Origin of the sequence: Geobacillus sp. Y412MC52, from assembly GCF_000174795.2 — a bacterium.
GTDB lineage: Bacteria > Bacillota > Bacilli > Bacillales > Anoxybacillaceae > Geobacillus > Geobacillus thermoleovorans.
The window spans coordinates 2,486,505-2,510,550 of the sequence record NC_014915.1 but is presented as its reverse complement, the minus strand read 5'-3'; the positions used below and the strand labels follow the sequence as shown (position 1 = coordinate 2,510,550).

Annotated in this window: 28 protein-coding genes and 1 pseudogene; 26 read left to right on the top strand and 3 right to left on the bottom strand. The window is 54.1% G+C overall.

The genetic code is table 11. From position 1 onward, the window contains the following. Nucleotides 1–251: 251 nt before the first annotated feature. Together GYMC52_RS12300 and GYMC52_RS12295 are read left to right on the top strand one after the other, a co-directional pair. Nucleotides 252–2,039 (top strand): annotated as a pseudogene (locus GYMC52_RS12300) (vitamin B12-dependent ribonucleotide reductase); the annotation flags it as partial. Between the two features lie 123 nt (nt 2,040–2,162). Beyond that, nucleotides 2,163–3,575, top strand: a complete 1,413-nt coding sequence (locus GYMC52_RS12295) for a LysM peptidoglycan-binding domain-containing protein (RefSeq protein WP_012820565.1) — start codon at nt 2,163–2,165, stop codon at nt 3,573–3,575. 39 nt (nt 3,576–3,614) lie between these two features. Here the strand turns inward: GYMC52_RS12295 and GYMC52_RS12290 are convergent, their stop codons facing one another. Continuing rightward, nucleotides 3,615–4,013 (bottom strand): hypothetical protein, encoded by a 399-nt coding sequence (locus GYMC52_RS12290; RefSeq protein WP_012820566.1) that lies wholly within the window; start codon nt 4,011–4,013, stop codon nt 3,615–3,617. 205 nt (nt 4,014–4,218) lie between these two features. Between GYMC52_RS12290 and GYMC52_RS12285 the strand changes: the two genes are divergently transcribed. The 4 genes from GYMC52_RS12285 (at nt 4,219) to GYMC52_RS12270 (ending at nt 7,391) form a co-directional block, all read left to right on the top strand. Then, on the top strand, nt 4,219–4,698 hold the full coding sequence (locus GYMC52_RS12285; protein ID WP_230982701.1) for a DUF2332 domain-containing protein: 480 nt from the start codon (nt 4,219–4,221) through the stop codon (nt 4,696–4,698). A gap of 104 nt (nt 4,699–4,802) precedes the next feature. Next, entirely contained in the window at nt 4,803–5,828 is a 1,026-nt protein-coding gene (gene splB, locus GYMC52_RS12280) for a spore photoproduct lyase (RefSeq protein WP_012820568.1), read from the top strand. A gap of 168 nt (nt 5,829–5,996) precedes the next feature. Continuing rightward, nucleotides 5,997–6,422: a transcriptional regulator MntR gene (mntR, locus tag GYMC52_RS12275; RefSeq protein WP_011231898.1), complete on the top strand. Its 426-nt coding sequence runs from the start codon at nt 5,997–5,999 to the stop codon at nt 6,420–6,422. 87 nt (nt 6,423–6,509) lie between these two features. Further along, nucleotides 6,510–7,391, top strand: coding sequence for a patatin-like phospholipase family protein (locus tag GYMC52_RS12270; RefSeq protein ID WP_012820569.1), 882 nt, complete (start codon nt 6,510–6,512; stop codon nt 7,389–7,391). A gap of 78 nt (nt 7,392–7,469) precedes the next feature. Here GYMC52_RS12270 and GYMC52_RS12265 read toward each other — a convergent pair whose 3' ends face one another. Both GYMC52_RS12265 and GYMC52_RS12260 read right to left on the bottom strand, forming a co-directional pair. Beyond that, nucleotides 7,470–7,826, bottom strand: coding sequence for an SA1362 family protein (locus tag GYMC52_RS12265; protein WP_012820570.1), 357 nt, complete (start codon nt 7,824–7,826; stop codon nt 7,470–7,472). A gap of 22 nt (nt 7,827–7,848) precedes the next feature. Next, nucleotides 7,849–8,784 carry a DUF1385 domain-containing protein gene (locus tag GYMC52_RS12260; RefSeq protein ID WP_012820571.1) on the bottom strand — a complete coding sequence of 312 codons (936 nt, stop codon included), beginning with the start codon at nt 8,782–8,784 and terminating at the stop codon, nt 7,849–7,851. Nucleotides 8,785–8,971: 187 nt separating this feature from the next. Here GYMC52_RS12260 and GYMC52_RS12255 point away from each other — a divergent pair, with 187 nt between their 5' ends. The 20 genes from GYMC52_RS12255 (at nt 8,972) to GYMC52_RS12160 (ending at nt 23,851) form a co-directional block, all read left to right on the top strand. Next, on the top strand, nt 8,972–9,502 hold the full coding sequence (locus GYMC52_RS12255; protein WP_012820572.1) for a YqhR family membrane protein: 531 nt from the start codon (nt 8,972–8,974) through the stop codon (nt 9,500–9,502). 667 nt (nt 9,503–10,169) lie between these two features. Then, nucleotides 10,170–11,231, top strand: coding sequence for a M24 family metallopeptidase (locus tag GYMC52_RS12250; protein ID WP_012820573.1), 1,062 nt, complete (start codon nt 10,170–10,172; stop codon nt 11,229–11,231). Nucleotides 11,232–11,258: 27 nt separating this feature from the next. Then, nucleotides 11,259–11,816, top strand: a complete 558-nt coding sequence (gene efp, locus GYMC52_RS12245) for an elongation factor P (protein ID WP_011231892.1) — start codon at nt 11,259–11,261, stop codon at nt 11,814–11,816. A gap of 176 nt (nt 11,817–11,992) precedes the next feature. Then, complete coding sequence (locus GYMC52_RS12240; RefSeq protein ID WP_012820574.1) at nt 11,993–12,274, top strand: YqhV family protein; 282 nt, start codon at nt 11,993–11,995, stop codon at nt 12,272–12,274. Between the two features lie 61 nt (nt 12,275–12,335). After that, nucleotides 12,336–13,256, top strand: a complete 921-nt coding sequence (spoIIIAA, locus tag GYMC52_RS12235; RefSeq protein WP_012820575.1) for a stage III sporulation protein AA — start codon at nt 12,336–12,338, stop codon at nt 13,254–13,256. Continuing rightward, nucleotides 13,253–13,765, top strand: a complete 513-nt coding sequence (gene spoIIIAB, locus GYMC52_RS12230) for a stage III sporulation protein SpoIIIAB (RefSeq protein ID WP_012820576.1) — start codon at nt 13,253–13,255, stop codon at nt 13,763–13,765. The genes spoIIIAA and spoIIIAB overlap by 4 nt, the downstream gene beginning before the upstream one ends. A 15-nt stretch (nt 13,766–13,780) precedes the next feature. Then, complete coding sequence (gene spoIIIAC / locus GYMC52_RS12225) at nt 13,781–13,987, top strand: stage III sporulation protein AC (RefSeq protein ID WP_011231888.1); 207 nt, start codon at nt 13,781–13,783, stop codon at nt 13,985–13,987. Between the two features lie 21 nt (nt 13,988–14,008). Next, nucleotides 14,009–14,395 carry a stage III sporulation protein AD gene (gene spoIIIAD / locus GYMC52_RS12220; protein ID WP_012820577.1) on the top strand — a complete coding sequence of 129 codons (387 nt, stop codon included), beginning with the start codon at nt 14,009–14,011 and terminating at the stop codon, nt 14,393–14,395. Between the two features lie 13 nt (nt 14,396–14,408). Next, nucleotides 14,409–15,572 (top strand): stage III sporulation protein AE, encoded by a 1,164-nt coding sequence (gene spoIIIAE, locus GYMC52_RS12215; protein ID WP_012820578.1) that lies wholly within the window; start codon nt 14,409–14,411, stop codon nt 15,570–15,572. A gap of 10 nt (nt 15,573–15,582) precedes the next feature. Further along, nucleotides 15,583–16,194 carry a stage III sporulation protein AF gene (gene spoIIIAF / locus GYMC52_RS12210; RefSeq protein ID WP_011231885.1) on the top strand — a complete coding sequence of 204 codons (612 nt, stop codon included), beginning with the start codon at nt 15,583–15,585 and terminating at the stop codon, nt 16,192–16,194. A 7-nt stretch (nt 16,195–16,201) separates the two neighbouring features. Next, nucleotides 16,202–16,834, top strand: coding sequence for a stage III sporulation protein AG (spoIIIAG, locus tag GYMC52_RS12205; protein WP_011231884.1), 633 nt, complete (start codon nt 16,202–16,204; stop codon nt 16,832–16,834). A gap of 23 nt (nt 16,835–16,857) precedes the next feature. Beyond that, the gene (locus tag GYMC52_RS12200; protein ID WP_012820579.1) at nt 16,858–17,409 is read left to right on the top strand and encodes a SpoIIIAH-like family protein; all 552 of its coding nucleotides are present in this window, start codon (nt 16,858–16,860) and stop codon (nt 17,407–17,409) included. 144 nt (nt 17,410–17,553) lie between these two features. Then, nucleotides 17,554–18,087 (top strand): acetyl-CoA carboxylase biotin carboxyl carrier protein, encoded by a 534-nt coding sequence (accB, locus tag GYMC52_RS12195; protein ID WP_041469218.1) that lies wholly within the window; start codon nt 17,554–17,556, stop codon nt 18,085–18,087. 15 nt (nt 18,088–18,102) lie between these two features. Then, nucleotides 18,103–19,458: an acetyl-CoA carboxylase biotin carboxylase subunit gene (gene accC, locus GYMC52_RS12190; protein WP_012820581.1), complete on the top strand. Its 1,356-nt coding sequence runs from the start codon at nt 18,103–18,105 to the stop codon at nt 19,456–19,458. A 10-nt stretch (nt 19,459–19,468) separates the two neighbouring features. Beyond that, on the top strand, nt 19,469–19,870 hold the full coding sequence (locus GYMC52_RS12185) for an Asp23/Gls24 family envelope stress response protein (protein ID WP_011231880.1): 402 nt from the start codon (nt 19,469–19,471) through the stop codon (nt 19,868–19,870). Between the two features lie 192 nt (nt 19,871–20,062). Next, nucleotides 20,063–20,455, top strand: coding sequence for a transcription antitermination factor NusB (nusB, locus tag GYMC52_RS12180; RefSeq protein WP_012820582.1), 393 nt, complete (start codon nt 20,063–20,065; stop codon nt 20,453–20,455). 59 nt (nt 20,456–20,514) lie between these two features. After that, nucleotides 20,515–21,369 (top strand): bifunctional methylenetetrahydrofolate dehydrogenase/methenyltetrahydrofolate cyclohydrolase FolD, encoded by an 855-nt coding sequence (folD, locus tag GYMC52_RS12175; protein WP_012820583.1) that lies wholly within the window; start codon nt 20,515–20,517, stop codon nt 21,367–21,369. Between the two features lie 11 nt (nt 21,370–21,380). Beyond that, nucleotides 21,381–22,727, top strand: coding sequence for an exodeoxyribonuclease VII large subunit (gene xseA, locus GYMC52_RS12170; RefSeq protein ID WP_012820584.1), 1,347 nt, complete (start codon nt 21,381–21,383; stop codon nt 22,725–22,727). Then, nucleotides 22,724–22,954, top strand: coding sequence for an exodeoxyribonuclease VII small subunit (locus tag GYMC52_RS12165; protein ID WP_012820585.1), 231 nt, complete (start codon nt 22,724–22,726; stop codon nt 22,952–22,954). The genes xseA and GYMC52_RS12165 overlap by 4 nt, the downstream gene beginning before the upstream one ends. Before the next feature lie 3 nt (nt 22,955–22,957). After that, complete coding sequence (locus GYMC52_RS12160; protein WP_012820586.1) at nt 22,958–23,851, top strand: polyprenyl synthetase family protein; 894 nt, start codon at nt 22,958–22,960, stop codon at nt 23,849–23,851. The last annotated feature ends 195 nt before the right edge of the window (nt 23,852–24,046 follow it).

The window sequence follows — 24,046 nt, the reverse complement described above, 5'->3', positions numbered from 1 at the left end:
GAAACGGAGATGAAGGTTCAACGACTATTGAAACTTCCTACAGCCCTCGGTACAATGAGGATAACGAACGTTGTTTCGGGGGGGAGAGGGCCATGGAAGGAGTAAATCGTAGCTTACGGCGACGGGGCTACGAGGCGCGAGACAGGGAAGCATTCTCTTCCCTGATGATATAGTCTGATCTCCGACCGAAAGGCGGAGAGCTAGGCAGAAATGACCTAGCCCACTCGTGAAAGCGAGTGAGTAACAATGTGCGCGGCGCCCAAATGATTATGCTGGCCGACTGGCACCCGGACATTATCGAATTCATCGTCTCGAAAATGCAAAACCCGCGCATTTTGCGCTACCTGCTTGAAAACATGGAAGACGAAGGCATCAAAAAAGCAGCGCGCGACAAGCTGAAATTCACGCCGCTCACCGAGCGGGAGCGGGCGATGTACGAAGCGATCGTCCGATACAAGAACGAGCCTGACTACGGCGGATTCACCGAAGACATCATCAAAGACGCCGAAGAAAAACTGCGCACCGGCGGTACATATACGGTGCACAATCCTGACTTTTTGACCGGTGCGAACATTTCCGTCTGCTTGACGAAAGAGTTCATGGAAGCGGTCGAAAAGGACGAAGAATACGCGCTCCGCTTCCCGGACGTGGAAACCTATTCCGAAGAGGAAATGCGCATTTACAACGAAAAATGGCATGAAGTCGGCGATGTACGCGAATGGGAGAAAATGGGCTATCGCGTCCGCGTCTACCGGAAAATCCGCGCCCGCGAACTGTGGAAGCTGATCAACATTTGCGCGACGTATTCGGCCGAGCCGGGCATTTTCTTCATCGACAACGCCAACGAAATGACGAACGCCCGCGCGTACGGGCAAAAAGTCGTGGCGACCAACCCGTGCGGGGAACAACCGTTGGCACCGTATTCGGTGTGCAATCTGGCCGCCATTAACTTGGCGAACATGGTCGACAAAGAACGGAAGGTCGTGGACTACGAAAAACTGAAACGCACGGTCGAAATCGGGGTGCGGATGCAAGACAACGTCATTGACGCCACGCCGTACTTCCTTGAGGAAAACAAAAAACAAGCGCTCGGCGAGCGCCGCATCGGCCTTGGCGTCATGGGGCTTGCAGACTTGCTCATTTACTGCGAAAAAGCGTACGGCTCTGAGGAAGGAAACCAGCTTGTCGATGAGCTGTTCCGCACGATCGCCACGACCGCATACCGGGCATCGATCGAGCTGGCGAAAGAAAAAGGCAGCTTCCCGTTTTTGGTCGGCGAAACGGAGGAAGAGACGCGCAAGCTGCGTGAAGCGTTCATCAACACTGGCTACATGAAACGGATGCCGGAAGATATTCGTCAAGATATTTTGAAATACGGCATCCGCAACTCGCACTTGCTGACGGTGGCGCCGACGGGATCGACAGGGACAATGGTCGGCGTCTCAACCGGGCTTGAGCCGTACTTCTCGTTCTCGTACTACCGGAGCGGGCGCTTGGGCAAATTTATCGAAGTGAAAGCGGACATCGTCCAAGAATATTTGGACAAACATCCGGAAGCCGATCCGAACCACTTGCCGCCTTGGTTTGTGACGGCGATGGACTTGCCTCCGGAAGCGCACGCCGATGTGCAGTGCATCATTCAACGCTGGGTCGACTCGAGCTTGTCGAAAACGGTCAACGCGCCAAAGGGCTACACCGTCGAGCAAGTGCAAAAAGTGTACGAGCGTTTATGGCGTTGCGGTGCGAAAGGCGGAACCGTCTATGTCGACGGCAGCCGCGATGCGCAAGTGTTGACGTTAAAGGCTGAGGAGAATCGGATTGAAGAGCAACTTGAACTGCTTCCAGAGGAGCTCGAGGAAAAAGAGACGAAACGCGCCGTTGTGCTTGTGGATACGATTCAAGATGTGCGCGCCACCGATGTGACGATTGGTTCGGAAGTTGGCAATATTTGTCCGATTTGCCGCGAAGGGACGGTCGAAGAGATCGGCGGCTGCAACACGTGCACCAACTGCGGCGCGCAGCTGAAGTGCGGCCTGTAATGGTGATACGGATGGGTTTGGATGGATGAAACGCTGGTTTCCGTAGAGGAACCGGCGTTTTTTTACATAAAAGGCAAAAGCCAAAATATAGTGGTAAAAGGAGGGAACGAAAGGGGGAGCGTCATGATTGTCCATGTTGTAAAGCGCGGGGAGACGCTTTGGCAGTTGGCTCAGCGTTACGGCGTTCCACTCGAGCGGATTGTCGCCGCCAATGAACTGAGCGACCCGAACCGGCTAGCCGTTGGCCAAGCGCTCGTCATCCCGGTTCCATATCGTTACCATACGGTCCGCACAGGGGAAACGTTATGGCAAATTGCGCGCCAGTATGGAGTGGCGGTCGAAGCGATTATACAGGCGAACCGGATCACGAATCCGTCGCTCCTTTATCCAGGGACAACGTTGTTCATCCCAGCGCGCATCCATACGGTGCGAAGCGGGGAGACGCTGGCGCAAATCGCTTCGTTCTACGGAGTGACGGTTCAGCAGCTGATCGAAGTAAACGATATTACCGATCCGAACCGGATCGTCCCCGGACAGCGGCTCATCATCCCGCCGGCGAAGCCGCTCATCGAGGTGAACGCATTTACGGTGGACCAAGGGGAGAAAGGAGCGGAGCAAGTGCGCGAAGTCGGCCGCCATTTGACCTATGCCGCGCCATTCGCCTACACGATCCGCGCCGATGGCGGGCTCAATCCGATCAATGATACAGCATTCATTCAGGCGGCTTATGCCGCCCGTGTCGTGCCGATGATGACGATCACGAACTTTACGTACCAAGACCCGGGCTCGAGGCTGGCGCAGATGATTCTGGCCGACGTTGCGCTGCAAACGCGATTGCTTGACAACGTCATTCAAGTGATGCGAGCAAAAGGGTACCGCACGTTGAATGTCGATTTTGAAAATGTCTATCCGTCCGACCGCAAGCGGTATAACGAGTTTTTGCAGCGGGCGGCCAACCGGCTTCACGCCGAAGGGTATGTTTTATCGACGTCTCTGGCGCCCAAAATAAGCGCTGAACAAAAAGGGCTGCTGTACGAAGCGCACGACTACCCAGCCCACGGACGCATCGCTGATTTTGTTGTCCTTATGACCTATGAGTGGGGCTACCGGTTTGGGCCGCCGCAAGCCATTTCGCCGGTGAATCAAATTCGGCGCGTGCTCGATTATGCGGTGACCGCCATTCCGCGTAGCAAAATCATGATGGGGTTTCAAATTTATGCCCGCGACTGGGTGCTGCCGCACGTGCAAGGGCAAGAGGCGGAAACGTTCAGTCCGAAAGAGGCGCTCGAGCGCGCCGTTCGCTACGGAGCGTCTATCCAATACGATGCGGCGGCGGCTTCGCCTTTTTACCGCTACACGGACGAACAAGGGCGTCAGCACGAAGTATGGTTTGAAGACGCCCGCAGCGCGTTGGCGAAATTTGAATTGGTGAAAGAATACGGATTGCGCGGAATCAGCTACTGGGTGCTCGGGTATCCGTATCCGGAAAACTGGGTGCTGTTAGAAGACAATTTCCGCATTCGCAAGCGGGGATAAGCAGTTCGAGCGTATGCGCCGGTCATCGGGCATGCGCTTTTACTTTGTTTCTTGGAGTTCGAGCCGCTTTTTTAGTTGATAAATTTCCAGATCGTGCTGGCTGATCTTATGCTTTAAATACTCAATCGCCATGGTCGTGTCACGCCAATCATGCGGTAATATGTCGAACATACGCCGATGGCCAGCCAACTTGTCCTCGATTTTTTTGAAATGGCTGCGTGTCTCGATGATGAAATGGTCCAACTTTTCCCCGAGGCGTTGTTGCTGTTCTTCGAGGCGCTGTTGTCGTTCTTCGAGGCGTTGTTGTCGTTCTTCGAGGCGTTGTTGTCGTTCTTCGAGGCGCTGCTGTCCGGCTTCTAGGCGGTCGAGGCGTTCATGAATCGGCTGCAACTCCTCTTTCAGCACCGAGCGAAGCAATTCGACAAGCTCGTGAGACATTCTGCATCCCTCCTTTCAGTTTAGTTTTATTGTATCATTGCGTTCATGGGCTGTCATGGCAAATCGCAAAGGTGTGCGAATGTTTTGCAGGGCAATCTGTATGTTGGAACGAATATAGTAAGCGAAAGGATCGAGTTTCTAGTTGATGGAATTCAATGGCATGAAGAGAGCGAAGAATGTTGTGAAAAGTCGAAGAATAAGGGAGATGATCAAGTTGAATTTCACATGGGTCGCTGAACGGATCGGTATCGATTTGCATGTGATTGACTTGAAAAAAGAGGATGATCGACGATGGATGAAGGCGCTCATTTGGCCCGAACATAAAGACCGGCGCCAATTGTTTGAAAAGGCAGCCCGATGTCTGGAACAAACGCCGATTCGTCTGATCGAGGGAGACGGGGTTGAACTTCTCTCTGATCTTGTTGCACAAGTTCCGTCCGATACCGTTGTTTGCATCTTCCACACGCATGTCGCGAACCAAATGTCAGATGAGGCAAAGCGTGGATTGCTTGAGCAGCTTCGTGAAATCGGCCGCCAACGGGATTTGTTCCATGTGTATAACAATATGTGGGATCCGAAACTGCATCTGGATCGCATGATCAATGGCCGAGAATGCCGGCAAATCGTTGCCGAAACCGACGGCCATGCCCGCTGGTTTCGCTGGGAGGCGGATGGATGTGGATGAGGAGGCGACAAGGAAACGAAAAAAGAATTCCAAATAAAGTAAGATAATGACTCCTCCGTTCCTGTCCATACTAACCATAAAGATGGACGAAATGGGGGGAAACGATGAAACCGTTTGTGCCAAAACTTGTGTATTTCGAACCGGAGGCGTTGTCGTACCCGCTCGGGCAGGAACTGTATGAGAAATTTACGCAAATGGGAATTGAGATTCGCGAGACGACATCGCACAACCAAGTGCGCGGCATTCCGGGAGAGACGGAGCTGGCCCGGTATCGAAATGCGAAATCGACGCTCGTTGTTGGCGTGCGGCGGACGCTGAAATTTGATTCATCGAAGCCGTCAGCCGAATACGCCATTCCGTTGGCAACCGGATGCATGGGCCATTGCCATTATTGCTATTTGCAAACGACATTAGGAAGCAAGCCATATATCCGCGTGTATGTCAACTTGGACGACATTTTCGCTCAAGCGCAAAAGTATATTGACGAGCGCGCACCCGAGATCACTCGCTTCGAGGCGGCATGCACGTCCGACATTGTCGGGATCGATCATTTGACCCATTCGCTGAAAAAAGCGATTGAGTTTATTGGCGCGACCGACTACGGGCGGCTCCGATTTGTGACGAAGTATGAGCATGTCGACCATTTGCTTGATGCCAAGCATAACGGCAAAACGCGGTTTCGCTTCAGCGTCAACTCCCGCTATGTGATCAACCATTTCGAGCCGGGAACGTCCTCCTTTGACGCGCGGCTTCAAGCAGCGCGCAAAGTGGCCGGTGCCGGCTATAAGCTCGGCTTTGTCGTCGCGCCGATTTACCGGCATGACGGCTGGGAACAAGGGTATTTTGAATTGTTTCAGGAGCTCGCCCGGCAATTGGAAGGGGTGGACTTATCTGATTTGACGTTTGAGCTCATCCAGCATCGGTTTACCAAGCCGGCCAAGCGGGTCATCGAGCAGCGTTACCCGAAAACCAAGCTCGATTTGGACGAATCGAAGCGCAAATATAAGTGGGGGCGGTACGGCATCGGCAAATATGTGTACCGTGACAAGGAAGCGCGGGAGCTGGAGGAAACCATGCGCTCGTATATTGCTCGCTTTTTTCCATCGGCCCAAGTGCAGTATTTTACGTAATGTTCCCTTCATGGTATAATGGGATTGATTGCTATTTTTTGTTTGTCTGGGCGGCCGACTGGCCCGGCAGCGTCTAGCCGAAGCGGGCAAAGCGGCAATGTTCACGAGAGATGCTGACGGCCGCTGCACTTGTCTGCGGCAGACAAATGTAATGGGAGGGGACAAACGTTGCCGACACCAAGCATGGAAGATTATATTGAGCAAATTTACATTTTGATTGAAGAAAAGGGCTATGCCCGCGTCTCTGACATCGCTGAAGCGTTGTCCGTCCATCCCTCCTCGGTGACGAAAATGGTGCAAAAGCTCGATAAAGATGAGTATTTAGTGTATGAGAAATACCGCGGACTCGTCTTGACGCCAAAAGGAAGAAAAATCGGCCAGCGGCTCGTCTACCGCCATGAGCTGCTTGAGCAGTTTCTCCGTTTGATCGGTGTCAGCGAAGAAAACATTTACCGCGACGTGGAAGGGATTGAACACCATTTGAGCTGGAACGCCATCGACCGGATCGGCGATTTGGTGCAGTATTTTCAAGAGGACGAACGCCGCCTTGAAGCGCTGCGCGATGTCCAAAAGCGCAATGAACAAGGAGAGTAAGCCGATGCTTGCTCTTTTTTGTTTGCCGTACTAAATGCCCTCCTTTTTTCTTACATATGTATAAACGGCAAAAAGGGGGAGGCGGCGGTGGACATTGATCTTGTCTTTTCCGGCGGCGGGGTGAAAGGGTTTGCGTTGCTTGGAGCGTATGAAGCGATTGAGGAAAAAGGTCTGCGCTGGAAGCGGCTTGCCGGCACGAGTGCGGGAGCGTTGCTTTCGGCGTTGCTATCGGCAGGCTACAGCGCTCGCGATATCGCCCGACTGCTTGAGGAGTTGGAGTTGGAGCAGTTTTTGGATGAACGGCCGCTATGGATTCCGTTTTCGCTTTGGAAATGGGTGCGCTTGTATTGGCATCTTGGGCTGTATCAAGGAAAGGCGTTTGAGCGGTGGCTCGAGGCGGCGCTCGCCGCCCGCGGCGTGCGGACGTTTCAAGATGTGCCGGCCGGCAGTTTGTATATCGTCGCTTCCGATGTGACGAACGGGCGCATCGTCGTGCTGCCGGACGATTTAGCCATATACGGCATTGACCCTGGGTCGTTTTCCATCGCCAAGGCAGTGCGGATGAGCATCAGCATTCCTTATTTCTTTGAGCCGGTCCGCCTTCGCGGGCGAAACGGTGTGGCTTTCATTGTCGACGGGGGGGTGTTGAGCAACTTTCCGCTGTTTTTGTTCGATGAAGAAAAGAAGAAAAAACGGCCGGTGCTGGGCGTTCAGCTGAGCCCAAAACCAGGGGAGCGGCCGAAACGAACGATCACCAATGCGCTCGATTTGTATGAGGCGCTGTTTGCGGCCATGAGAGAGGCGCATGATGCGCGCTACATTTCGCGTCGCCATGAAAAAAACATCGTCTTTTTGCCGGTGGACAACGTTATTTCCACGGAATTTTCCATCGACCTGGAAGCGCGCCGGCGCCTGATCGATTACGGACGCGAGCGGACGCGGCAGTTTTTGCGCCAATGGGCGTACTAGATGGGAAAGCGGCAATAGGGCACACCTCTGCCGCCGATTTTTCAGCTGAACGGCAGAGGCAAACAAAAAAGAATCAAGCTAAAACGAAGCTCGATTCTTTTTTTTGCCTTTTTTGCCCTCGATCACGGTCAAGTGCGGAATGGCCGTCCGTTTTTTCAGCGGCCGCTTCAGTTTCGCCGGCTTTGCTTGTTTGCGCCCAGAGCGGGGATGGAGCTTTTTCGACTGCCGCACCGCCTTTAAATACGATAACCGATCTTTATCGGTGCGGCGTTGGTATACGAACCGGTAGAAGAAATAAATGGCGGCCAAAAACAGCGCAACAAACAACAGCTGGCGGAACAGCACCGTCGGATGGGCAAAAAGGGTATAGACAATGCCAAGCGTTCCAAGCAAAATCATAAGCCCGACAAGCGGATGAATGGCCCGGCGCCGCAATGAGTCCACCCCCTTTGATCGATTACTGCACCGCTTGTTTCCTTTCGGCTTCCGCTTCCAAATCGAGAAGCCGCTGAAACGAGGCGATGGCCACTTCCACTTGGTCATCGTCCGGTTCTTTTGTCGTCAACCGCTGCAGCCATAGCCCGGGATAGCCAAGCCAGCTTAGCAGCGGAATATCCCTCAATTTATTTGTAAACTGCAAGACTTCAAACGAAACGCCAAGCACGACAGGAATTAAAGCGAGCCTGTTTGCGATTCGCAGCCAAAGCGGATCCGTCGGCACGAACAAATAAAGGAATAAGCTGATCATGACAGTAAATAAAATGAAGCTGCTGCCGCATCGGTAGTGAAGGCGCGAGGCGCGCTGGACGTGCTCAACAGTGAGCGGCCACCCCGCTTCAAAGGCGTTGATGACTTTATGTTCCGCCCCGTGGTATTGGAACAAGCGCCTAACAAGCGGCGTCAACGAAATAAAGTAAATGTAGCCGAGCAAAAGAGCAAGCTTAAAGGCTCCTTCAAGCAAAATTTGCCCCATTTTCCCCGGTACGAGCGGTTTAAAGGCGTCGGCGGCGAGCGCCGGAACGAGCGTAAAAATGGTTTTGGCGAATAAAAACGATAGCACGCCGATGACGGCGGCGCCGAGAATCAGCCCGAATTTGGAGCGGCTTTCTTCGGCGGCCTGTTTTTCGTCCGAGGACGCCTCATATTGTTCGCTGGCAAACTGCAAATGCTTGGCCCCGTTTGCGCTCGCCTCAATAATGGCGACAATGCCGCGGACAAACGGGATTTTTTTCAGGGCAGCCAGCGTCGGATGGCTGCGGCGAGGCAGCGTAAAATAGTCAATCGTCCCGTCATGGCGGCGAATAGCGGTGACGGAGTGCGTCTTGCCAGCAAACATCACCCCTTCAACGACCGCTTGGCCGCCGTATAACGGTTTCTCCATTGATGATTTCATCAGGCCAACACCAACCTATTTTTTATGTTTATTATTTTATTCTACAAGAAATATCCGGAAACCTCTAGGTTGATGCTACTATTATGATTTCCAAAAAATCCATGATTTACACAAGAGCGGTCATTTTTTTCGTTTGATTCATGGGACGGTCGGCTTTCGGTCATACTACCAGACAAGGAGGTGCACGATGATGGCGGAACAAAAAGGGGAGCTCGAGCAAGAGAAAACGGAGCGACCGATGACGCTCATACAAAAAACGATCATCATCGGGTTTGTCGGCGGGGTGTTTTGGAGTTTGATCGGCTATTTGGCCTATTTTTTCCATTTCAGTGAAATCAGTCCGAATATGATTCTCATCCCGTGGGTTGCCGGGGACTGGAAATATGGGAAAGCCGGCAATTATGCGGCCATCGTGCTGATCGGCATCATTTCCATTGCGGCGGCGCTTTTGTACTATGCGTTCCTGCGCAAGATCGCCGGTATGTGGGCGGGAATGGTATATGGCGTGGTGCTTTGGATGATGGTCTTTTATTTGTTTAATCCACTGTTTCCAAACGTCCAACCAGTTGCAGACTTAGAAGCGAATACGATTATTACGACGCTTTGCCTATACATTTTATATGGCGTATTTGTCGGCTATTCGATTTCTTTTGAAACGCAAGAAATGAATCGACCGGCGTCAAATGTCGGAAAAGAGGCGGCAAATGAAGGAAACTGATGAAGCTTCTTTTTGCTCTCACCCGCTCGAGTGAGTGCTGCATCAAGCGCCGCGCGGATGTCTAGCGGAAACGACCATCTTTATGGTAAAATAAAGAAGGTTTTGGCACGTTTCAGCATCAGGCGTGTTGATGAACCAATAAAAACCAGATGAGAAGGCTCTGTTCCCAGCCTTTCTGGCGTCGTCGGCAAGCGGTTCGCTTGCCGACTGGGCATATGACGGCATGCTCTCCTCAAACAATGAACGTTTTGCTGGCAAATGACATTTGCCTGCCGGCGTTCTTGTTCGAGGGAAGAGACAGAAAAGCTTGTGTTCAGCCATATGATTCTGTGTTTTTTTATCAATTTGAAGTTTTCGCATTTGTAGCTTTTACTGAGCATTGGATCGGCGTGACGGAGGCAAGCAAAGGCTTGCCCTCGACAGTGGAAAAATCGATAAGTGGCTTTTCTGTCAAAGATATGTTAAACGTTTTGGTTGCACCTATATAGTAAAATAATGGATCATCAACACTTGTGTTTCACCATCAGTCCATGGTTGCTGCGGGCGCTGCGTGAAACTGGCGCGCCTACGAGGTCTTTCGCGTCATCCTGACCGCGAAGATTTTCTCCGCTCTCGACGCAGGCAGCCAAGGAGACGAGCACACTCTAAGGGAAGAGGAGACGGAAACATGGAAAAGCTGGAAAAGCTTCGGGAGCTTCTTGACGAGCAGCATATCGACGGGCTGTTAGTAACAAACGGCTACAACCGCCGCTATTTGACCGGGTTTACTGGCACGGCCGGCGCTGTACTTGTCAGCCGTCAAGGGGCGGTGTTGGTTACGGACTTCCGCTACGTCGAACAAGCATCGAGGCAAGCCCAAGGGTTTGAAGTCGTCCAGCACAGCGGGCCGATCATCGAAGAAATTGCCAATCAGGTGAAGCGGCTTGGCATCAAGAGGCTTGGCTTTGAGCAAGAACATGTCACCTATGCCGCATACAAGTCGTATGAAGAAGCCATCCGCGCTGAACTCGTGCCAACGTCTTGGCTCGTAGAAAAATTGCGCTTGATTAAGTCAGAGGCAGAGATTAAGATATTAAAGGAAGCAGCAGAAATCGCCGATGCGGCGTTTTCGCACATTTTGTCGTTCATCCGTCCAGGCGTTAAAGAAATCGAAGTGGCGAATGAGCTGGAATTTTTTATGCGCAAACAAGGGGCGTCTTCGTCCTCCTTTGATACGATCGTTGCCTCCGGCTACCGTTCGGCGCTGCCGCACGGGGTGGCGTCAGAGAAAACGATCGAGCGCGGCGAGCTCGTCACGCTTGATTTCGGGGCTTACTATAAAGGGTATTGTTCCGATATTACGAGAACGGTCGCCGTCGGCGACATTAGCGCGGAGCTGCGGACGATCTATGACATCGTTCTTGAAGCGCAGCAACGCGGCATGAACGGGCTCAAGGCAGGCATGACCGGAAAAGAGGCTGATGCGCTCACGCGCGATTACATCCGCGAAAAAGGGTATGGCGACTATTTCGGCCATTCGACCGGCCATGGGATTGGATTGGAAATTCACGAAGGGCCGACGCTTTCGTTCCGTTCGGATGTCGTGCTTGAGCCAGGCATGGTTGTCACCGTCGAGCCGGGCATTTACATCCCGGGGCTTGGCGGGGTGCGCATCGAGGACGATACGGTCATCACTGCTGACGGGAACGAAGCGCTCACCCATTCGCCAAAAGAACTGATCATTTTATAATGGATTGCGTGAGGAGGATTTCGGCTAATGATTTCAGTCAACGATTTTCGCACAGGACTTACGATTGAGGTGGACGGCGAGATTTGGCGCGTCCTTGAATTCCAGCACGTCAAGCCGGGCAAGGGGGCGGCGTTCGTCCGTTCGAAGCTGCGCAATTTGCGCACCGGCGCCATTCAGGAGCGGACGTTCCGCGCCGGCGAAAAAGTGAACCGGGCGCAAATCGACACACGCAAAATGCAATATTTGTACGCCAACGGCGACCAACACGTTTTTATGGATATGGAAACGTACGAACAAATCGAGCTGCCGGCGAAACAAATCGAGCATGAATTGAAGTTCTTGAAAGAGAATATGGAAGTATTTATTATGATGTACCAAGGCGAAACGATCGGCGTCGAGCTGCCGAACACCGTCGAGCTGAAAGTCGTCGAAACAGAGCCGGGCATTAAAGGTGACACCGCTTCTGGCGGTTCGAAGCCGGCGAAGCTCGAAACCGGCCTTGTCGTTCAAGTGCCGTTTTTCGTCAACGAAGGCGACACGCTCATCATTAATACGGCCGACGGCACGTACGTTTCGCGGGCGTAAGCGCAAGCCCGACAGGCACCGTCTCGGACACCTTCCGGGGCGGTGTTTTTTATGCGCAAAATGGGCGCCGTTTTGCTCTCCCCCATCGTTTTCCTCAGTAAAAACTTCTTCTGAAACGGCTTGTTTTCGCATACGTTTGTACTAATCGATCCCATTTGGCAAAACAGGAGGGGAACATGAAACATTGGCTGCGATCGATCGACCCGTCCGTTATGGCCATGGCTGGCATGCGGATGGTGTCCGCGTTCATGGAACTGAGCGCGGCGCTGTTGATGCTTGTGTTCAATGACGTGAAAAAAGCGCTTGCCGTTAATGCTGCGCTTGCTGTCGTCGGTCCAACCGTCATGATGGTGACCATGGCGATTGGACTGCTTTCGCTTGCGGACGAGCTCTCGTTTTCACGGCTTGGGCTTGTGGCGCTCGGGATAGCGCTCATTTTGTTCGCGATTTACAAGTAAGGCATAAACGGCGCATTCCGCCCATACATATGAACTAGTCCACAAGAAAAGGGGGAGGGCCATGGAAGCGGTGTGGGGAATTTTGCCGAAAACGGTCGCCGCCGCGTTGCAGCACCATCTTCCTTCATGCCGCCGCGGAATTGAAGAAATCCGCATCCGCGTCTCCCGGCCGCTTGAGGTGATCGTCGACGGAACGGCCCGATTGCTGCCGTATGAAGTGACGAAAGAAGACGGCGTGCATTTGCTCAACAAATTGAGTCATTATTCGATCTATGCCGTCGAAGAAGAGCTGAAGCGCGGATTTATGACGATTGAGGGGGGGCATCGCGTTGGGCTGGCCGGCAAAGTCATTACTGAAGGGGGCAAGGTGAAAGCGATCCGCGATGTTTCCTCGTTTAACATTCGCATCGCCAAGGAACAGATCGGCATCGCCGAGCCGTTGATTCCGTATGTGTACGACGGCCGCTGGCGTCATACGATGATCATCGGCTCGCCGCAGACGGGAAAAACGACGCTCCTGCGCGATGCGGCGCGCTTGATTAGCAGCGGGACGGGGCGCATTCCGGCGCAAAAGGTGGCGATCGTTGACGAACGATCGGAAATCGCTGGCTGTGTGAAAGGGATTCCTCAGTTTTCGTTCGGCCCGCGCCTTGACGTGTTGGACGCCTGCCCGAAAGCGGAAGGGATGATGATGATGATCCGCTCGATGAGCCCTGATGTCATGATTGTCGACGAAATCGGGCGCGAGGAGGACAGCGAGGCAGTGCTTGAAGCGGCCAATGCTGGCGTCTCTGTATGGACGACTGTGCACGGCCGCAACATCCAAGACGTATGGCAGCGTCCGACGCTCGGCCCGGTGATGGAACAAAAGGTGTTTGAACGGTTTATTGAGCTGACGAACATTCCCCATCCCGGCTCAATCCGACGCATTCTCGACGCTGGCGGAACGGTGCTGTATGAAAGGGCGGTGGTCCATCGATGAAATGGTTTGGCGCTCTGTTGATTCTCGCCGCCTCAACATGGCTTGGGTTTGCCGCCGCCCGCGTGTTGCACGAGCGGCCGCGCCAGCTCCGCCAGCTGAAAGCGGCGCTGAGGGCGCTTGAGGCGGAAGTGATGTATGGCCATACGCCGCTTGCCGACGCCGCTATGCATCTCGCCCGGCAAACGGCCGCCCCGTTGTCCGAATTGTTCGAGCGGTTTGCCGCCGCGTTATGCACAGAAGAAACGAGCGCCGCCGAGGCATGGGAAAAAAGCTTGCGAGCTGTATGGGAAAAAACCGCTCTAAAGCAAGGAGAATTTGAAGTGATGAAACAATTTGGCGCCACGCTTGGCCAATACGACCGGCTCACCCAGCAAAGGCAAATCGCGCTGGCGCTCGCCCATCTTGAGCGGGAGGAAGCGGAAGCGCTAGACAACCAGGCGCGCTACGCCAAGATGGCGAAAAGTTTAGGCGTGTTGGCCGGCCTGCTGCTCGTCATTTTACTCATGTAGACAGGAGGCAGAATCATGGGCATCGATGTCGATCTCATTTTGAAAATCGCCGGCGTCGGCATCGTCATCGCGTTTTTGCATACGGTGCTCGATCAGATGGGGAGGAAAGAATACGCCCAATGGGTGACGCTGCTCGGCTTTATTTATATTTTGTTTATGGTCGCTTCCATCGTCAGCGACTTGTTCCAAAAAATCAAGGATGTCTTTTTGTTCCGCGGGTAGGAGGGATCGGCCATTGACATTTTGCAAATCGTCGGCCTCGGGTTGATCGCGACGTTTTTGGTCGTGTTGCTGCAAGAGCAAAAGTCGAATCTGGCCTTTTTGTTGACCGTGTTTGTCGGCTGCACCATTTTTCTGTTGTTGGTCGATCAAATCAGCAGCATTTTAGCGATGTTGCGAAAAATGGCCGAAGGCGCTCATATTCAGATGGTGTATTTAGAGACGATGCTGAAAATCATCGGCATTGCCTACATTGCTGAGTTCGCCGCGCAAATTTCCAAAGACGCCGGCCAAGGGGCGATCGCCGCCAAAATTGAGCTCGGCGGCAAAATCGTCATTTTGGCGCTGGCTGTTCCGATTTTAACCGCGATCATCGAAGCGGTCATCGGCCTCATCCCGTCGGCGCGCTAAAGGGGGGAACGGATTGAAGCGAACAGCGTTCCTTATTCTCGGGCTGCTTTCTCTCTTTTTTTGCCCGTTGGTCGTACAAGCCGCAAGCGATGGACCGTCGGTCAGCGAGCAGCTCGCTCAGCTCGATGTGAGCGATATCCGCCGCTATTGGGAAACGATCGTCAGCGAGTACGGCGGATTTTTGCCGGAAAGCGAGAAAGGGCCGCTCACCGATTTTTTAAGCGGCGACAAGCAATGGTCGCCGTCCGAATGGCTGAAGGCGCTCGCCCGCTATTTGTTTTATGAACTGCAGGTGAACGGCAAACTGCTCGGCACGCTCATTTTGCTTGCTGTCTTCAGCACGGTGCTGCAATCGCTGCAAAATGCATTCGCTCAGCAGGAAGTAAGCAAAATCGCCCAGGCGGTCGTCTATATGGTGCTCTTGTTGATCGCCTTAAACAGCTTTCGCCTCGCGGCGGATTATGCGCTTGAGGCGGTGCGGACGATGAGCCATTTCATCATCGCCCTCGTTCCGCTGCTGCTCGCCCTGCTCGCCACTTCCGGCGGGGTCGCGTCGGCGGCGTTTTTCCACCCGATCATTTTGTTTGTGATGAACACCACCGGCACGGTCGTTGAATACGTCACCTTGCCGCTTTTGCTTCTGGCTGCGCTGCTTTCTGTCGTCAGCACGCTCAGCGACCGTTACAAGGCGACTCAGCTCGCCGATTTGCTCAACAAAGCCGCCCTCGGTTTGCTCGGCCTCATTTTGACCGTGTTCCTTGGCGTCATGTCCGTGCGAGGAGCGACAGCGGCCGTGGCTGACGGCGTGGCGCTCCGGGCGGCGAAATTTGTCACCGGCAATTTCATCCCGGTCGTCGGCAAGCTGTTCACCGATGCCGCCGATACGGTCGTCGCCGCTTCCATGCTGTTGAAAAATACGGTCGGGTTGGTCGGGGCGGCGATTTTGCTCATGATCGCCATCTTTCCAGCGGTGAAAATTTTCGCCATCGTCATCGTCTACAAACTATCGGCTGCTCTTCTGCAGCCGCTTGGCGGCGGACCGGTATTGTCCTGCCTCAACATCATCGGCAAAAGCATCGCTTACGTGCTGGCGGCGCTGCTCATTGTGTCGCTCATGTTTTTCTTAAGCCTCACCGTCATGGTGATGGCCGGGAACATTACGATGATGGTCCGCTAGGGGGAGCGCTATGCAGCTAGTCATTGAGTGGGTGACAAACATCATTTTGTTTTTGTTGTTTGCTGTCATCATCGATTTTTTGCTGCCGTCGGGGACGATGCAAAAATACGTTAAAATGGCTGTCGGGCTTATGCTCGTTCTCGTGATGCTCGCTCCGGTGCTCCGGCTCGCTTCCGTTGATCCCGAGCAGCTCATCGCGTCGGCGCTCGTCCATTTTTCCAACGGCCGTGCGGGGGAAGAGGCAATAAAAAATCAAATCGAACAGCAGAAAAAAGAAATACAAGCCTCGCAACGCGCATATATTTTAAAACAAATGGCTGTCCAGCTCGAAAACGATGTCAATGAGGAGTTGATGGAAAAGTATGGGCTGAAAGCGGATGTCAACGTTTACGCCAAGCCAGGCGACGACTGGCGCATGCCGGATGACATCAAGACGATTGAGGTCGTCCTTTCGAAACAGAAGTCAGCCGGTTCGGTGGAACCGGTTGTCATCGATACGACGAAGCCGCCGGCTTTGCCGGAGGGCGATGCTTCGCTGGCAGAGGAGGTGCGCGCTTTTCTCGCCGGCCGATGGGAAATCGATGAAGATAAAATTGACGTGCAATTTAGGGGGAGGGAATAGAGGGGGGATGTTGCCGCTCATCAAACGGCTCTTTTCTTCAGCGCCGAAAGACGGGGAAGGAGCACAGAAAAAATGGCCGTTTTCGTACGTCGTCGTCCTGCTGTTGGCTGGTGTCGCCTTGATGGCGGCAAGCCATTGGGCAAACAGTGGAGAGGAAGCCGAAGCGAAGCCTTCCGCCGGGCAGCCGTCCGCTCCAGCCGAGCCGGCATTCCTGGCAAGCAAGGAGACGAAAGAGAAAGTGATCGCCGCCTATGAGGAGCGATACGAAAAAGAACTGAAAGCCGCTCTTGAGGCGATCGAAGGGGTGGATGATGTCACGGTCGTCGTCAATCTCGATTCCACGGAGTTGAAACTGTATGAGAAAAAGCGTTCGACTCAGCAGCAGACAACGGAAGAGAGCGACAAGGAAGGCGGGAAGCGGACGATCGAAAACGAGTCGACCAATGAAGAAGTCATCATTATTCATAACGGCGAAGAAGAAACGCCGCTTGTCGTCGCCACGAAAAAGCCGGACATCCGCGGCGTTCTCGTTGTCGCCAAAGGGGCGGATAATTTGCAAATCAAAAAATGGATCGTCGAGGCGGTGACGCGCGTGTTAAACGTTCCGAGCTACCGCGTCGCTGTCTTGCCGAAAAAATGACCGGGTAAGGGGAGGAGATCGGCATGTTGAAAAAACAAACCGTATGGCTGTTGACGATGTTGAGCTTGGTCGTTGTGCTGTCGGTCTATTACGTGACAGCGCCAAAAAATATGAACGACAGTCCGGCATTTACCGCCAATAAGAAAACGGAAAAAACAACCGATCAGCCGAGCGTCGCTGTCGAAGAGGCGAAAAAGCCGTCCGCGTCTGGCGAAACGGGCGACGACTTGTTTACAGCGCTGCGCATGAAAATTGAGGATGAACGGAGCCGGCTGCGCGATGAGCTGAACGCCATTGTCGCTTCAGCGAACGCGACGGCGGAAGAAAAAAATGAAGCGCTCGACAAAATTGAAAAATTGCAAGCATTGTCCGAAAAAGAAGCCACGTTGGAGACGCTCATCAAATCGAAAGGCGGTTATGAAGACGTGCTCGTGCGCGCCGATGACAGCCAAGTGCGCGTGACGATCAAAGCGAAACAAAGCTCAGCTAAATCGGCGAATGAAGTCATTCATATGGTGAAAAAAGAAATACCCGATGCTGAATACGTGACGGTTGAGTTTCAGCCGGCTGGATGAACGCGCTGCTCTTTAGGGCAGCTTCTTTTTTTGCGGAAAAGTCTTTTGTTTGTCCTACTGTTGTGTGTATAATCGTTATGGACACGTTTAGGCACCGCCAGAAAGGAACGGGCTGCACGATACTTGGAGAAAGGTGTGAGATCGATGAAAATTCAAGAAATCCGTGAATTGATCCGCTTGGTCGACCAGTCCTCGATTGACGAATTCGTATACGAACAAGGCGAAACAAAAGTACATATGAAAAAAGGAACGGCTGCTGTTGCCGTTGCGCCGGCTGCGGCCGCACAGACGGCGGTCGCGCCGCCGGCGCCTGCCGCTCCGGCAGCGGTCGAACCGGCTCCGGCAGCTCCTCCCGTTCAAGCAGCGGCCTCGGAAGCGCCGGCACCGAAAGCGGAAACGCCGGTGGTCAAAGAAGCAAAGCCGGCTGTGGAAGGCAACTTGCATCAAATTACTTCGCCGATGGTCGGCACGTTCTACGCAGCGCCGGCGCCGGACAAGCCGCCGTATGTGAAGCCGGGCGACAAAGTGAAAAAAGATACGGTCGTTTGCATCATCGAGGCGATGAAGCTGTTTAATGAAATTGAAGCGGAAGTCGATGGCGAAATTGTCGAGGTGTTGGTGCAAAACGGCCAGCTCGTCGAATATGGCCAGCCGTTGTTTTTAGTCAAGCCTGAATAAGGGAGAGAACGGACGATGATCAAAAAAGTGTTGGTGGCGAACCGCGGGGAAATCGCCGTCCGCATCATCCGCGCCTGCCGCGAGCTTGGGATTGAGACGGTCGCTGTCTTTTCGCAAGCCGACCGCGACGCCTTGCACGTGCAGCTGGCTGATGAGGCGTACTGCATCGGGCCGACCGCTTCGAAAGACAGCTATTTAAATTTCACAAACATTATGAGCGTCGCCACGCTGACTGGCTGTGACGCCATCCACCCCGGTTACGGGTTTTTGGCGGAAAATGAAGCGTTCGCCGAGCTGTGCCGTGAATGCAACGTGACATTTATCGGCCCAAGTCCGGAAGCGATTGCAAAAATGGGCATTAAAGACATCGCTCGCGAGACGATGCGCGAGGCGGGGGTGCCGATCGTGCCTGGGTCGCGCGGGGTTATCGAAAGCCTTGATGAGGCGCGGGCGATTGCCGAAGAGATCGGCTATCCGGTCATCATTAAAGCGACGGCCGGCGGCGGCGGGAAAGGAATCCGCGTCGCCCGCGACGAAGGCGAGCTCGTCAAAGGCATCAACATCACCCAGCAGGAAGCGGCGACGGCGTTTGGCAACCCAGGCGTCTATATTGAAAAATATATCGAAGATTTCCGCCATGTCGAAATTCAAGTGCTCGCTGATTCGTACGGCAATACGATTCATCTCGGTGAGCGCGACTGCTCGATCCAGCGCCGGCTGCAAAAACTGGTCGAGGAAGCACCGTCGCCGGCGCTTGACGACGAGATGCGCCGGAAGATGGGCGAGGCGGCGGTCAAGGCGGCGAAAGCGGTCAACTACACCGGCGCCGGTACGGTTGAATTTATTTATGACCACCGGAACAAACAATTTTACTTCATGGAGATGAATACGCGCATTCAAGTCGAGCATCCGGTCACTGAACTGATCACCGGCATCGATTTGGTCAAGGAGCAAATCCGCATCGCCGCCGGTGAAAAGCTGTCGATCACCCAAGAGGACGTCACGTTTAACGGCTGGGCGATCGAGTGCCGGATCAACGCCGAAAATCCAGCGAAAAACTTTATGCCGTCGCCGGGGAAAATCGCCATGTACCTGCCGCCGGGCGGCCCGGGCGTGCGCGTCGATTCCGCCGTCTATCCAGGCTATACGATCCCGCCGTATTATGATTCGATGATCGCCAAATTGATCGTTCATGCGCCGACGCGTGCGGAAGCGATCGCCCGCATGAGACGGGCGCTTTCGGAGTTTATCATCGAAGGCATTCATACAACGATTCCGTTCCACATAAAATTAATGGAGCATGAGAAATTTCAAAGCGGTGAGTTTAATACGAAGTTTTTGGAGTTATATGATATTATGAAGGCGGAATAGGAGGTGCCTTATGTCTGAGCATGTCTTTGAAACAGAGCAAGTGTACCCGGCGCTCGGCAAGGTGGAAATTGCACCGGAAGTGATTGAGGTGATCGCTGGCATCGCGGCGTCAGAAGTCGACGGCATCGCGCAAATGCGCGGCAATTTTGCCGCCGGCGTCGCCGAGCGGTTTGGAAAGAAACACCATGGCAAAGGCGTCAAGGTTGATTTGCGCGACGACGGCGTCGTCATCGATCTTTATTGCCTCGTCCAGTTTGGCGCATCGATTCCGAACGTGGCGAAAAAGGTGCAGGAAAATGTGCGCCAGGCGCTTTGGAACATGACCGGCCTCGAGGCGAGCGAAGTGAACGTTCATATCGTCGGCATCCAGTTTGAGGGCGGCAAGCAGGAACAAGGCGTGGTCGAACAGTGATCTCGCAAGGCAGTTGCTTTTTCGGCGGCTGCCTTTTTGTTTTTTTGGCCAAAGTTTGTTATTGTAATGAACGAGGCCGTTATGGCGCAACCAACGGCAGCGCGAATGATTTGTGGGAAAAGGCTGGCTTTTTCCGAAAAATATGATATGATTTCATTGTGAATGTTCGTTTTTTTGGAAAGGGGGACCGCCATGAAGCGGCATGAAGCACGGGAAAAGGCGTTGCAGGCGCTGTTTCAAATCGATGTCGGACGCATTCCACCAGATGAGGCGCTCCACAATGTCACGGGCGGCGGCGACATCGACCCGTTTTTGCGCCAGCTCGTCTTTGGCGTCGTCGAGCACCAGGAGGAGATTGACGAGCTGTTGCGCGCCAATTTGGAAAAATGGACGCTTGAACGCGTCGCCAACGTTGACCGCGCCATTTTGCGCATGGCGACGTACGAGATGAAATACGCCGATGATGTGCCGGTAAGCGTCAGCCTCGATGAGGCGGTCGAGCTGGCGAAAACATTCGGCGATTGGAAATCCGGAAGTTTTGTCAACGGCGTGCTTTCGAAAGTGAAGGCGGCGCTGCAAAAATAAAACCGGTTGCATCGCGGGCTGATATCGAACGATGAACGAGGAGAGGGGAACGAAACACGATGACAGCACAAATCATTAGCGGAACGGAGATGGCGAGGACGATTCGCACTGCATTGGCGGATGAAGCCGCACAGTTGAAAGCGGACGGCGTTGAGCTGGGGCTGGCCGTCATTCTAGTCGGCGACGATCCGGCGTCGCATTCGTATGTAAAAGGAAAACAAAAAGCGTGCGCCGAGGTCGGCATTCGCTCGTTCCTTTACACGTTTCCGGCGGCGATCGACGAAGAGACGCTGCTTGCGAAAATCCGCGAGTTAAACGTCGATCCGGCGGTGCACGGCATTTTAGTGCAGCTGCCGCTGCCGGATCACATTTGCGAATGGTCGGTCATTGAAACGATCGCACCGGAAAAAGATGTCGATGGGTTTCACCCGATCAATGTCGGAAAAATGATGATCGGCCAACGGGCGTTTCTCCCGTGCACTCCGCATGGCATTTTAGTGATGGTGCAATCGGCCGGCATTGACATCGCCGGCAAGCACGTCGTCGTCGTCGGCCGAAGCAACATCGTCGGCAAACCGGTTGGCCAGCTGTTTTTGCGCGAACATGCCACCGTCACCTACACTCACTCGAAAACGCCGGATTTGGCCGCCATCACTCGGCAGGCGGACATTTTGATCGTCGCTGTCGGCAAGGCGCGCCTCATCGGCCCGGAACACGTCAAGCCCGGGGCGGTCGTCATCGACGTCGGCGTCAACCGGCTTGAGAACGGCAAATTGTGCGGCGATGTCGATTTTGACGCTGTGAAAGAAGTGGCTGGCTATATTACGCCGGTGCCGGGTGGAGTCGGGCCGATGACGATTACAATGCTCTTGCACAACACGATTGAAGCGGCGCGGCAGCTGGCCGCAAAGTGAGGGCAGGATCAGTGGAAGTGAAATATGTGACGGTCGGGGCGTTGACGAAGTACATCAAACGCAAGTTCGATGTCGACCCGCATTTGCGCGATCTATGGGTGAAGGGCGAGATTTCGAATTTTAAGCAGCATTCGCGCGGCCATATGTATTTTACGTTGAAAGACAGCCAAGGACGCATTGCCGCCGTCATGTTCGCCGGCTACAACCAGTATTTGCCGTTCCGTCCTGAAGATGGGATGAACGTGCTCGCGCGCGGGGAAATTTCCGTCTATGAACCGAACGGCAACTATCAGCTTTATGTCAAAGAAATGCAGCCGGAAGGTGTCGGAAGCCTCTATTTAGCCTACGAACAGCTGAAGCAGCGGCTCGAGGCGGAAGGGTTGTTTTCGCCGGTCCATAAAAAGCCGCTTCCAGCTTTCCCTCGCTGCATCGGCGTCGTTACATCGCCGACTGGAGCGGCGGTGCGCGATATTATGACGACGATTCGCCGCCGCTATCCGCTCGCTAAAGTCATTTTGTTTCCAGCGCTCGTTCAAGGGGACGGGGCGGCGCCCTCCATCGTGCGCGCCATCGAGCGGGCGAATGCGTTCGGCGGGGTTGATGTGCTGATTGTCGGCCGCGGCGGCGGCTCGATCGAAGAATTGTGGGCGTTCAATGAAGAAATCGTCGCTCGCGCCATCTTCGCCTCAAAAATACCGATTATTTCCGCTGTCGGCCATGAAACAGATTTTACGATCGCCGACTTTGTCGCCGATTTGCGGGCGCCGACGCCGACGGCAGCAGCTGAGATGGCGGCGCCGCATGTTGGGGAGCTCGCTGAGCGGCTCGCCGAGCGGAAATGGCGGCTCATCCGCGCCATGAAAGAGCGGCTTGCCGCTGATAAAGAGCAGCTTCGCCGGCTGCAAGGATCCTACGCATTCCGCTATCCCAAGCGGCTCTATGAACAAAAAGAACAGCAGCTTGATGCGTTGCTTGAGCGGCTTAGCCGCCAACGCGAACGGCTCGTCGACAAACATCGTCAGCGGCTGCATGAGCTTGACATGAGACTATGGCGGCACCATCCGGCTGCAGAGCTTGAGCGGATGAAAGAACGGCAAAAGGCGACCGCCAATGCGCTGGAAAAAGCGATGCGCACCGCGGTGGAGCGCCATCGGTTCCGCTTTCGCTCCAACCTCGCCCGGCTTGAGGCGCTCAGTCCGCTTCGCATCATGGAGCGCGGCTACAGCTTGGTGTACAATGAGCAGGGCGAGCTCGTGAAACGAACGAACCAGCTTCGAATCGGCGAGCATCTTTCCATTCAAGTTCAAGACGGACGAGTCGATTGTCAAGTGACGGGAGTGGAGGAAAAACACGTATGAGCGAAGAAAAAGAGATGACGTTTGAAGAAGCGATGAAAAAACTGGAGGAAATCGTCGAAAAGCTCGAGGAAGGGAACGTGCCGCTTGAGGAGGCGATCGCCTTTTTTCAAGAAGGCATGAAACTGTCCAAGCTTTGCCATGATAAATTGCAGCATGTGGAGAAACAGTTGGAGTACATGCTGCGCGAAGACGGCGAGCTTGTCCCTTTTTCGCCGGAGGAGGAGTGACGGGTGGCGCAGCTTTCGGTTGAACAGTTTCTCAACGAACAAAAACGGGCCGTCGAGGCGGCGCTTTCCTCCTATATGGCGCGGCTTCGTGGGCCGGAGACGCTGAAAAAGGCGATGGCCTACTCGCTTGAGGCCGGCGGCAAACGAATCCGCCCGCTTTTGTTGCTGGCGACCATCCAAGCGCTTGGCAAAGACCCGGCGATCGGTCTGCCAGTCGCTTGCGCCATTGAAATGATCCATACGTACTCGCTCATTCATGATGATTTGCCAAGCATGGACAACGATGATTTGCGGCGCGGCAAACCGACGAACCATAAAGTGTTCGGCGAGGCGATGGCCATTTTGGCCGGGGACGCTTTGTTGACGTATGCCTTTCAATTGATGGCCGAAATCGATGATGATCGCGTGCCGCCTCCCGTCCGTCTGCAGCTCATCGAGCAGCTCGCGAAGGCGGCCGGCCCGGAAGGCATGGTCGCTGGACAGGCGGCTGATATGGAGGCGGAAGGAAAAACGCTGGCGCTTGCGGAACTGGAATACATCCACCGCCATAAGACGGGGAAAATGCTGCAATACAGCGTGCACGCCGGCGCCCTGCTTGGCGGCGCCGATGGTCGGCAGACGCGCGAACTCAACGAGTTCGCCGCACATTTAGGCCTCGCCTTTCAAATTCGCGACGATATTTTGGACATTGAAGGAATGGAAGAAAAAATCGGCAAGCGAGTCGGCAGCGACCGCGACAACAAGAAGGCGACATATCCGGTGCTTCTTTCGCTAGGCGGTGCTAAAGAGAAACTGGCGTTTCACATTGACGCCGCGAAGCGCCATTTGCAGCAAGCCAAAATCGATGACGCGGTGCTGGCCTACATTTGCGAGCTTGTCGCGGTCCGCGACCACTGATGCGGGGCGGCGGCCTCTTGTTCCCGTTGTTCGCTTTCCTTCGGGGCGGAGGCGGCCTTGTTTTTTTGGTTGTTTTCCGCCGGGCGGCCGCCGCAAGTTCTATAGATACACCACAAAACGCGTCCTAGTGGTGACGGGCTGCGTTGGCGGGAAAAGTCGATTTTTCGCGCCGGATCATGTATAATAATACTACCT

What these genes read in the sequence shown, in the direction of transcription:
- GYMC52_RS12295 (WP_012820565.1), top strand. Translation starts at nt 2,163, where the DNA reads ATGATTGTCCATGTTGTAAAGCGCGGGGAGACGCTTTGGCAGTTGGCT.
- GYMC52_RS12290 (WP_012820566.1), bottom strand. Translation starts at nt 4,013, where the DNA reads ATGTCTCACGAGCTTGTCGAATTGCTTCGCTCGGTGCTGAAAGAGGAG.
- GYMC52_RS12285 (WP_230982701.1), top strand. Translation starts at nt 4,219, where the DNA reads ATGATCAAGTTGAATTTCACATGGGTCGCTGAACGGATCGGTATCGAT.
- splB (WP_012820568.1), top strand. Translation starts at nt 4,803, where the DNA reads ATGAAACCGTTTGTGCCAAAACTTGTGTATTTCGAACCGGAGGCGTTG.
- GYMC52_RS12260 (WP_012820571.1), bottom strand. Translation starts at nt 8,784, where the DNA reads ATGAAATCATCAATGGAGAAACCGTTATACGGCGGCCAAGCGGTCGTT.
- GYMC52_RS12255 (WP_012820572.1), top strand. Translation starts at nt 8,972, where the DNA reads ATGATGGCGGAACAAAAAGGGGAGCTCGAGCAAGAGAAAACGGAGCGA.
- GYMC52_RS12250 (WP_012820573.1), top strand. Translation starts at nt 10,170, where the DNA reads ATGGAAAAGCTGGAAAAGCTTCGGGAGCTTCTTGACGAGCAGCATATC.
- efp (WP_011231892.1), top strand. Translation starts at nt 11,259, where the DNA reads ATGATTTCAGTCAACGATTTTCGCACAGGACTTACGATTGAGGTGGAC.
- GYMC52_RS12240 (WP_012820574.1), top strand. Translation starts at nt 11,993, where the DNA reads ATGAAACATTGGCTGCGATCGATCGACCCGTCCGTTATGGCCATGGCT.
- spoIIIAA (WP_012820575.1), top strand. Translation starts at nt 12,336, where the DNA reads ATGGAAGCGGTGTGGGGAATTTTGCCGAAAACGGTCGCCGCCGCGTTG.
- spoIIIAB (WP_012820576.1), top strand. Translation starts at nt 13,253, where the DNA reads ATGAAATGGTTTGGCGCTCTGTTGATTCTCGCCGCCTCAACATGGCTT.
- spoIIIAC (WP_011231888.1), top strand. Translation starts at nt 13,781, where the DNA reads ATGGGCATCGATGTCGATCTCATTTTGAAAATCGCCGGCGTCGGCATC.
- spoIIIAF (WP_011231885.1), top strand. Translation starts at nt 15,583, where the DNA reads ATGCAGCTAGTCATTGAGTGGGTGACAAACATCATTTTGTTTTTGTTG.
- spoIIIAG (WP_011231884.1), top strand. Translation starts at nt 16,202, where the DNA reads ATGTTGCCGCTCATCAAACGGCTCTTTTCTTCAGCGCCGAAAGACGGG.
- GYMC52_RS12200 (WP_012820579.1), top strand. Translation starts at nt 16,858, where the DNA reads ATGTTGAAAAAACAAACCGTATGGCTGTTGACGATGTTGAGCTTGGTC.
- accB (WP_041469218.1), top strand. Translation starts at nt 17,554, where the DNA reads ATGAAAATTCAAGAAATCCGTGAATTGATCCGCTTGGTCGACCAGTCC.
- accC (WP_012820581.1), top strand. Translation starts at nt 18,103, where the DNA reads ATGATCAAAAAAGTGTTGGTGGCGAACCGCGGGGAAATCGCCGTCCGC.
- GYMC52_RS12185 (WP_011231880.1), top strand. Translation starts at nt 19,469, where the DNA reads ATGTCTGAGCATGTCTTTGAAACAGAGCAAGTGTACCCGGCGCTCGGC.
- nusB (WP_012820582.1), top strand. Translation starts at nt 20,063, where the DNA reads ATGAAGCGGCATGAAGCACGGGAAAAGGCGTTGCAGGCGCTGTTTCAA.
- folD (WP_012820583.1), top strand. Translation starts at nt 20,515, where the DNA reads ATGACAGCACAAATCATTAGCGGAACGGAGATGGCGAGGACGATTCGC.
- GYMC52_RS12165 (WP_012820585.1), top strand. Translation starts at nt 22,724, where the DNA reads ATGAGCGAAGAAAAAGAGATGACGTTTGAAGAAGCGATGAAAAAACTG.